The following is an 8,956-nucleotide window of genomic DNA, read 5'->3' on the forward strand; positions in this document are numbered from 1 at the left end:
CCCCGGCGGAGCCCCGGATTCGTCGGCTGCCGCTGGGAGGCCCCGGGGCGCCCCCGCCCGGCTGGGGCGGCGGCGCGGCGGTCCGGCAGGATGAGCGGGCCAGGGGAGCGTTCAGGAGGCGTACGGTGACGGATCGATTCTTCGCACAACCGCTCGTCGGGGTGGAGTGGCTCGCGGCGCGGCTCGGGGAGGACGGCCTCGTCGTGGTCGACGCCTCCGTCGGGGCCGATCGGGGCGCGGCCCGGCGGATCCCCGGGGCCCGGCCCTTCGATCTCGACGGGCCGCTCTCGGACCACACCGCCCCCGCGCCCCACACGATGCCCGGCCCCGAGGCCTTCGGCGCGGCCGTCCGCGCACTCGGCGTCGACGACACCAGCACCGTCGTCGTCTACGACGGAGCCGGTGTCCACTCCAGCGCCCGCGCCTGGTGGATGCTGCGCGCCATGGGCTTCGACCGGGCCGCCGTGCTCGACGGCGGGCTGCCCGCCTGGGAAGCGGCCGGGCTGCCCGTCGAGGCCGCGCCCGCCGCGTACGACGGGCCGCCCGGCACCTTCACCGGCCGCCCCCGCCCCGGGCTGATCGTCGATCGCGTCGCCGTCGGCGCGGCCCTCGCCGACCCGGAGCGCGCGGCCGTCCTGGACGCCCGTACCCGCGAACGCTTCGCCGGTACCGCCCCCGAACCCCGCCCCGGGCTGCGCGGCGGTCACATGCCCGGCGCGCTCAACCTCCCCTTCGGCGACCTCCAGCGCGACGGCGCGATGCTCCCCGGGGCCGAACTCCGCGCCGCCTTCCGCGAGCTGGCCGCCGACCGGGACCGGCTGTACGTCAGCTGCGGCTCGGGCGTCACCGCGTGCGTGCTCGCGCTGGGCGCCGTACTGGCCGGATACCCGGATCCGGCCGTGTACGACGGGTCCTGGAGCGAGTGGGGCATGCCGGGCGGCGCCCCGGTGGCCACGGGCCCCTGAACCGCCGGGCGGGGCGGCCGGGGTGGTGCTGGCCCCACCCCCGAACGGGTAGCAGCGCCATCGACCCGGGCGGCCCGGACGGTCAGACTCGGAGCATGACTCCACGCCGCCCGCTCGCCCTGCCGGTCACCGTCCTCGCCGTCCTCACCGCCGGGCTGCTCGTGTCCGGTTGCTCCCCCGACCTGCTGGCCGGAGGGGACCTGGCGGCCACGAAGACCGCGACGGCCGACGCGACGGTGACCGAGGCCGTCACCTCGGTCGAGGTACTGGGCTCCCGCAGGGGCTCCATCGAGGTGGTGGCGGGCGCGGGGCCCGGTGTGACGATCCACCGCACCGTCCACTACGCCGGGGACACCGAGCCGAAGCCCGGCCAGCGGCTCTCCGGGGGCGCGCTCACCTTCAGCGACGGCTGCGGGAACGGGCGGGCCTGCTACGTCGACTACCGGCTCGAGGTCCCCGCCACGGCCAAGGTACATCTGGGCAGCAGCAGCGGTGCGATCACGGTGACGGGCGTGGCGGAGGCCGACCTGTCCGCCAGTTCGGGTTCCGTGCGGGCCGAGCGGATCTCGGGGCCGCTGCGCGTCACGACCTCGTCCGGCGAGATCGCCGGCTCGGCCCTCGGCGGATCGAGCGCCGCGGTGACGTCCAGCTCGGGCGACGTCCGGCTCGACTTCACGGCGCCGCCCTCGTCGGTGACGGCCGACGCCAGCTCCGGTGCCGTCACCCTGCGGGTGCCGGGCGGCCCGTACCGGGTGGGGGGGACGACCAGCTCGGGCGTGCGCGAGGTCACGGTCCCGACCAGCCCGGACGCGACCCCCCGCCTGACCGTCCACACCAGCTCGGGTGACGTGCGGATCACGGCCTCCTGACCGACGGCTCCGGGGTGTTCGCCCGGGGCGAACGGGAGGTGGGGAACATTGGGCGGCGCTCCAGCATTGAGTCGGCATAGCTCAACTTCGCTGCCGGAGGGAAAATCATGGCTTCGACGTCCGTAACGCTCACCCTGCCTGTGCTGCCGCTTGACGACGAGGTCGTGCTGCCGGGGATGGTCGTTCCGCTGGACCTGTCCGACTCGGACGTGCGCGCCGCCGTGGAAGCCGCGCAGGCCGCCGCCGGGACGGGAACCGGCAAGCCCCGGGTGCTCCTCGTACCCCGCGTGGACGGCAGGTACGCCGGGACCGGTGTGCTCGGCACGGTCGAGCAGGTCGGGCGGCTGTCCGACGGGGATCCCGGGGCCCTGATCCGGGGCCGGGGGCGGGTCCGGATCGGGGCCGGCACCACCGGGCCCGGCGCCGCGCTCTGGGTCGAGGGCGAAACCGTCGACGAGCAGGTGCCCGAGCCGCTGCCCGGGGCCGTCGCCGAACTGGTCAAGGAGTACAAGGCGCTCGCCACCAGCTGGCTCAAGAAGCGCGGCGCCTGGCAGGTCGTGGACCGGGTGCAGCAGATCGAGGGAGTCTCCGCGCTCGCCGACAACTCGGGGTACTCGCCGTTCCTGACCCTGGAGCAGAAGCTCCAACTGCTGGAGACGGGCGACGCCGTCGCCCGGCTCAAACTCGCCGTGACGATGCTCAGCGACCACCTCGCCGAGCAGGACGTGGCCGAGTCCATCGCCAAGGACGTGCAGGAAGGCGTCGACAAGCAGCAGCGCGAGTTCCTGCTGCGGCGCCAGCTGGACGCCGTGCGCAAGGAACTGCGCGAGCTCAACGGAGAGAAGGACGGCGAGGAGTCCGACGACTACCGCGTCCGCGTCGAGGGCGCCGACCTGCCCGAGAAGGTCCGCGAGGCCGCCCTCAAGGAGGTCGAGAAGCTGGAGCGGGCGAGCGACCAGTCGCCCGAGGGCGCCTGGATCCGCACCTGGCTGGACACCGTGCTGGAACTGCCCTGGAACGAGCGGACCGAGGACGAGTACGACATCCAGGGCGCCCGCGCGATCCTCGACGCCGAGCACGCCGGGCTGAGCGACGTGAAGGACCGGATCACCGAGTACCTGGCCGTGCGCAAGCGCCGTTCCGAGCGGGGCATGGGCGTCATCGGCGGCCGCCGGGGCGGGGCCGTGCTGGCCCTCGTCGGGCCGCCCGGAGTCGGCAAGACCTCGCTCGGCGAGTCCATCGCGCACGCCATGGGCCGCACGTTCGTCCGGGTCGCGCTGGGCGGCGTACGGGACGAGGCGGAGGTGCGCGGACACCGCCGGACCTACGTCGGGGCGCTCCCCGGCCGGATCGTCCGGGCCATCAAGGAGGCCGGGTCGATGAACCCGGTGGTGCTCCTCGACGAGATCGACAAGGTGGGTTCCGACTACCGGGGCGACCCGGCGGCGGCCCTGCTGGAGGTCCTGGACCCGGCGCAGAACCACACCTTCCGGGACCACTACCTGGAGGTCGAACTCGACCTCAGCGACGTGGTCTTCCTGGCCACCGCCAATGTGCTGGAGGCGATCCCGGAGGCGCTGGCCGACCGGATGGAGCTGGTCCGCCTCGACGGCTACACCGAGGATGAGAAGGTCGTCATCGCCCGGGACCACCTGCTGCCCCGGCAGCTGGAGCGGGCCGGGCTGGAGGCCGAGGAGGTCACCCTCGGCGAGGACGCGCTGCGCAAGCTGGCGGGCGAGTACACCCGCGAGGCGGGCGTGCGCACCCTGGAGCGGTCCATCGCGCGGCTGCTCCGCAAGGTCGCCTCGCAGCACGAGCTGGGCCGGCGGGAACTGCCCTTCCGGATCGGCGCGGACGATCTGCGGAGCCTGATCGGGCGCCCGCACCACGTGCCGGAGGCCGGTCAGGACCCGGCCGAGCGGCGCACTGCCGTCCCCGGCGTGGCCACCGGCCTCGCCGTGACCGGGGCGGGCGGTGACGTGCTCTTCGTGGAGGCCTCGCTGGCCGACCCGGAGACCGGGGCCGCCGGGCTCACCCTCACCGGCCAGCTCGGTGACGTGATGAAGGAGTCGGCGCAGATCGCGCTCAGCTTCCTGCGCTCGCACGGCGCGGAGCTGGAGCTTCCGGTCGCCGACCTCAAGGATCGGGGCGTGCACATCCACTTCCCGGCGGGCGCGGTCCCCAAGGACGGCCCGAGCGCGGGCATCACGATGACCACGGCGCTCGCCTCGCTGCTGTCCGGGCGGCAGGTGCGCACGGACGTCGCGATGACGGGCGAGGTGTCGCTGACCGGACGGGTGCTGCCGATCGGCGGGGTCAAGCAGAAGCTGCTGGCCGCGCACCGGGCCGGGATCACCACCGTGATCATCCCGAAGCGGAACGAGGCGGACCTGGACGACGTACCGGCCGAGGTGCTGGAGCGGCTGGAGGTGCACCCGGTGACGGACGTGCGCCAGGTGCTGGAGCTGGCCCTGACCGCCGCCACCGAGCCGGTGGTCGTGGCCGCCTGACCCGCGCCCCCCGCGCGCCCCGCGCCCGGAACGTGCCCGGGGTCCCGCTTCGGCGGGGCCCCGGGCACGCGCGCGTGCTGCTGCTCGATACTGGACCGGTCCTTCACACCTTCGATGGGAGCGGTACGTGCACGGGAGCGAAGACCAGGAGTTCCTCGCCTTGGAGCGGGAGCTGTCCGTCTTCCTCCGGAGGGCCCGCGCCTCCTCCGGCGAGATGGCCCGCGAACTGCACCCCGAGCTGGAGCCCGCGGCGTACGGGCTGCTGGTCCGGCTGGAAGCGGCCGGGCGCCAGCGCGCCACCGACCTCGCCGGGTACTTCGGCGTCGGCAAGGCGACCATGAGCAGACAGCTGCGCGCGCTGGAGACCCTCGGCCTGGTGGCCCGCGAGCAGGACCCGGCGGACGGCCGGGCCTTCCTCGTCGGCCTCACCGACGAGGGCCGGCGGCGCTTCCTGCGGGTGCGCTACGCCCGGCGGGAGCAGTACATGCGCAAGCTCGCGAACTGGGACCGGGGCGAGATCGCGGAGCTGGCCCGGCTGCTCAACCAGCTGAACCAGGGCGCCGAATAGCGGGACGCGGGCCCGCGCGGGCAGGTGTGCGCGGGACGCGGGCCCGCGCGGACAGCTGGCGCCGGACCGCTCACAGCTCCGCGTAGGCCGCCGAGGCGTCGTCGTGCCGCTTGTAGCGCGCCCGTACGCCGTCCCGGGCCGGGGCCGACTCCAGCACGCGGACCCGGCCGATCAGGGCCTCCGCGCCCTCCTTGCGGAGCACGGCCAGGCAGTCGGTCCAGTCGCCCTCCTGGAAGGTGTCCGTCCAGCGGCTCGCCCCGTCCGTCAGGGCGGCCAGCGCCGTCACCCGCTCCCGCGGGGTGCGGCCGGTGACCGCGCGGGCGGCCACCGCCGGGTCGGCCGCCGCCGTGAAGAAGCCGCCCTCGGCGTCCGCGTTGCGCAGCGCGTCGGTGGCGGCCACCGAGCGCAGCACCTCGGGCGGCAGCCGGTCGAGCCGGTCGTCCAGGACCGCCGTCACCTCACCCTCCGGTGAGCACAGCAGGAGTACGGAGTCGGACAGGACGAGGTGTTCGACGTACTCCTGGTCCCAGCGGACCACGACCACCGTCGCCTGCGGGGTCCGGACGTGAGAAAGGTCACACGTGTCGCGGTGCGCGTCGGCGGTGGAACGGATCGCCTCCGCGAGGACCGCGTCGAGGGGCATGTCCCCGCGCGATCCGGACAGTTCGGTCAGCCGCCCGCCGAGCCGGGCCGCGAACCAGGGCACGCCGTGGCCGCAGCCGACGTCGCCGCCCGGCGGTGTGACCCCGTCGAGCGCGACCAGGACGCCGCCCCCGCCCGACGTGGGTATCGAGGCCGACAGCCAGTCCTCGTTGGGGCGTTCCGGATCGCCGGGGGCGGAAGAGAGGTCGATGCGCATGGGGACATTCTGCCCGGGATGTCCGGTGCGCCGGGGGACGGCCGGGGTGCGATCGCGGTGGGATCGGGTCGCGGGACGGTGAACGGACGGGGCCGCGCCGGGGCCCGTACCGGGCGCCGGAGGGCGCCGGGGGCGGCCGTCGGCACCGCCCGAATCGCCCGAATCCGGCGGAATCGCAGGGTCCGGGCGGCTGTGGGCGGGCATCCTGTCAAGCACCTATGGATCTTTCAACCGCCTGTCCAAGAAGCGGCCCTGACGGGGGGCCGTCCGAGTTGTTCGTCAACTCCTCCGTGTTGTTCACTCGTTCAAGTGGCCGGGTGAGCGATGTGCGGCTCTCTCCCAAACACACTGCGAAGGTCTGAAGCGGTACGAGGGGGCAGGGAGCGTTTACTTGTTGACCGGCCGGTACCTCGGCCACACGAGTAGACGAGCACGAGCACACGTACAGGATTGCGAGCACCGGTGCAGAAGAAGCCGTCTCGGAAGAACGGCACCACCGCCCCCCCTGCCGACGGCCACGCCACGGCGGGCCGCGCGGGCCGCACCGTACGGGTGCGCCGCAGGCTGGTCACGGGCGTCGCCGTCACCGGGCTCATCGTCCTCGCGGCCGGTGCCCCCGCGGTGGTCACCGCCGCCTCCGAACTGAACGACTCCCAGCGGCTGGTCACCCTCGCCGACCGGACGCAGCAGACGCTCACCCTCACGCACCTGCTCGCCGACGAGCGCGACGCCGTCACCGAGTACGTCGCCGGGGGCCGCTCCGCGGCGGGCGGCACGGGCGGCACGGGCAAGTCCGCCGTCCTGGACCGCGCCGCGGGCACCGACCGGCAGATCGGCGAACTCCGCGCCGACGCCGACGAACCGCTCGCCCTGGCCCTGGGCCGGATCCAGGAGGTGCGGACCGGGGCCGTCGGCGGCAAGGGCACCGCCCTCGCCGCCCACCAGGCCTACTCGGCCCTCCTCGCGGAACTGACCGCTCCGAGCGCCCAGCTCGCCGAGCGGACCCCGCCCCGGGCCACCGGCGCCCTCGCCACCACCCGCCCCCTCGCCCCGCTCGGCCAGGCCGTCGAACAGGCCTCGGCCACCCGTGGACTGCTGCTCGCCGCGCTGGCCGTCCCCCGCGGCGAGCAGCCCGCGAACCCCGCCGCCGTCGACGAACTGGCCACCGCGGCCCAGCGTTCACGGGTACGGGAACTCGCCGCCCTCGACGACTTCGCGCGGGCCGCGCGGCCCGACGTACGCCAGACCCTCGCCGCGACCGTCACCGGTCCCGAGGTGAAGAACGCCGACGACTACCTCAAGCGGCTCACCGACCGGCCCACCCTGACCGCCGCCGACCGCAAGCTCGACGGCGAGGCCGTGGGGGCCGCGCTCTCCGCCCGGATAGACCGGATGCGGTCCGTCGAATCCACCCTCGCGGGAGAACGCGCCAGCGCGCTGGCCGCGTTGCGTGACGACGACGTGACGGCGCTGGAGCGGACCATCGCCGTACTCGGCGCCCTGTTCCTCTTCGCCGTCGGTTTCGCGACCGCCGTCGCCCGCTCGCTCACCCGCCCGCTGTCCGTCCTGCGGCGCGGCGCCGCACGGCTGGCGACCGCGGAGGGCTCGGTGGAACCGGTGCGCTTCACGGGGCGCAACGACGAGTTCGCCGAGGTGGTCCGCCACCTCAACGCGGTGCGCGACCAGACCGTCTCCCTGCACACCCGGATCGCGGGCCTCGACGCCGACCGCCGCCGCCTCATCGGCCGCAACGAGGCGCTGAGCGGCGGCCGGAGCGCGCTGGAGGAGCAGCTCGCGAAGCTGCGGGCCGGGCTGGAGGAGCACCGGCGCGTCATGTCGACGACCTCCGTCTCGCTCTCGCTGCGCACCCTCGGGCTGGTCGAGCGGCAGCTCACGGTCATCGAGGAACTGGAGTCCAAGGAACAGGACCCCGACCAGCTCGCCACCCTCTTCAAGCTGGACCACCTGGCGACGGTGATGCGCCGCCACAACGAGAACCTGCTGGTCCTGGCGGGCCAGGAGCACGGGCCGGGGCACGCGAGCCCGGTCCCGCTGGTGGACGTCATGCGGGCCGCGGTGAGCGAGATCGAGCGCTACGAGCGGGTCGACCTGTCGGCGCTCCCCGGGTGCACGCAGGTGGCGGGGCACGCGGCGGACGACATCTCGCACGTGCTGGCGGAACTGCTGGAGAACGCGACGACCTTCTCGCCGCCGGACGCCAAGGTCAAGGTCTCCGGGTGGCTGCTGGACTCGGGCGACGCGGTGCTGTCCGTCATCGACGAGGGCATCGGGGTGAGCGGGGACCGGCTCGCCGCGCTGAACTCCCGGCTGTCCGAGCCGGAGGCGTACGACGAGGAGCCCGAGGCGGAACACGGCCTGGGCCTGGGGCTCTACGTGGCCGGGCGGCTCGCCGCGCGCCACGGGGTCACGGCCGAACTGCGCGCCTCGCGCGGCGGTGGCACCGAAGCAGTCGTGGTGGTCCCGGCCACCCTCCTCCCGGCGGCCGCGCCGGACTCCGCGGTGCACTCGCTCGCGGCGTCCCGGAACACCCCCTTCCTGGACCTCCCGGGCGCGGTGGCGGAAGCGAACGACAACCTCCTCCCGCCCCGCCCCCGCGGCCCCCTGCCCGAACCCCCGTCCGCCGTCCACCCGGAGTCCGCCGCCCCGGCCGACCCGGCCGAGACCCCGGCCCCGGCCGACCCGGCCGAGACCCCGGCCCCGGCCGACCCGGCCGAGGTCCCGGGCCCGGCCACCGGCCTGCCCGAGGGGCCGGCTCCGGCTGCCGCCGTCGCGGCGGGGGCCGGTGGCGAGCCCGCGCAGGTGACGGGGCTCGCCGAGGCGCTGGCCGGCGCACCGGGCCCGGCCCCCGAGGAACTGCCCGTACGGGCGGTTCCGGGGGAGCGGAACCCGGACCGGCCGCCGTCCCCGGACGAGGTGTTCACGGTGCCCGCGCCCGCCTCGGAGGCCGAGCGCACGCTGGAGATCGCACTGCCCGCGCCGCCGCCCACCGAAGGGGCCGCCTCCCGCCCGGACACGGGCCTGCCGAAGCGGGACCGCCCCTCGGGCCGCGCCCCCGGCGCCGCCGCCCCCGCCGCCGACCGGCCGCTGCCGAAGCGGAACCGGCCCACCGGCGACGACGGCGACGGCGAGGCGCCCGCCCGTCCGCTGCCGAAGCGGACGCCCGC

General features: G+C 75.3%; 6 protein-coding genes. 5 read left to right on the forward strand and 1 reads right to left on the reverse strand.

Annotated features, from left to right (window positions below):
* Window positions 1-125: 125 nt before the first annotated feature.
* From QMF80_RS00330 to QMF80_RS00345, 4 genes are all read left to right on the forward strand, one after another.
* The gene (locus tag QMF80_RS00330) at window positions 126-965 is read left to right on the forward strand and encodes a sulfurtransferase (RefSeq protein ID WP_283448458.1); all 840 of its coding nucleotides are present in this window, start codon (window positions 126-128) and stop codon (window positions 963-965) included.
* A gap of 95 nt (window positions 966-1,060) precedes the next feature.
* Window positions 1,061-1,834: a DUF4097 family beta strand repeat-containing protein gene (locus QMF80_RS00335; RefSeq protein ID WP_283448460.1), complete on the forward strand. Its 774-nt coding sequence runs from the start codon at window positions 1,061-1,063 to the stop codon at window positions 1,832-1,834.
* A 107-nt stretch (window positions 1,835-1,941) separates the two neighbouring features.
* Complete coding sequence (gene lon / locus QMF80_RS00340; RefSeq protein ID WP_283448462.1) at window positions 1,942-4,344, forward strand: endopeptidase La; 2,403 nt, start codon at window positions 1,942-1,944, stop codon at window positions 4,342-4,344.
* Between the two features lie 127 nt (window positions 4,345-4,471).
* Window positions 4,472-4,912, forward strand: coding sequence for a MarR family winged helix-turn-helix transcriptional regulator (locus QMF80_RS00345; protein WP_283448463.1), 441 nt, complete (start codon window positions 4,472-4,474; stop codon window positions 4,910-4,912).
* 70 nt (window positions 4,913-4,982) lie between these two features.
* Here QMF80_RS00345 and QMF80_RS00350 read toward each other — a convergent pair whose 3' ends face one another.
* The gene (locus QMF80_RS00350; RefSeq protein ID WP_283448465.1) at window positions 4,983-5,771 is read right to left on the reverse strand and encodes a protein phosphatase 2C domain-containing protein; all 789 of its coding nucleotides are present in this window, start codon (window positions 5,769-5,771) and stop codon (window positions 4,983-4,985) included.
* Between the two features lie 462 nt (window positions 5,772-6,233).
* Between QMF80_RS00350 and QMF80_RS00355 the strand changes: the two genes are divergently transcribed.
* A partial coding sequence (locus tag QMF80_RS00355; RefSeq protein WP_283448466.1) for a sensor histidine kinase occupies window positions 6,234-8,956 on the forward strand: 2,723 nt, incomplete at its 3' end.

This window comes from Streptomyces sp. G-G2 (assembly GCF_030063135.1).
GTDB lineage: Bacteria > Actinomycetota > Actinomycetes > Streptomycetales > Streptomycetaceae > Streptomyces.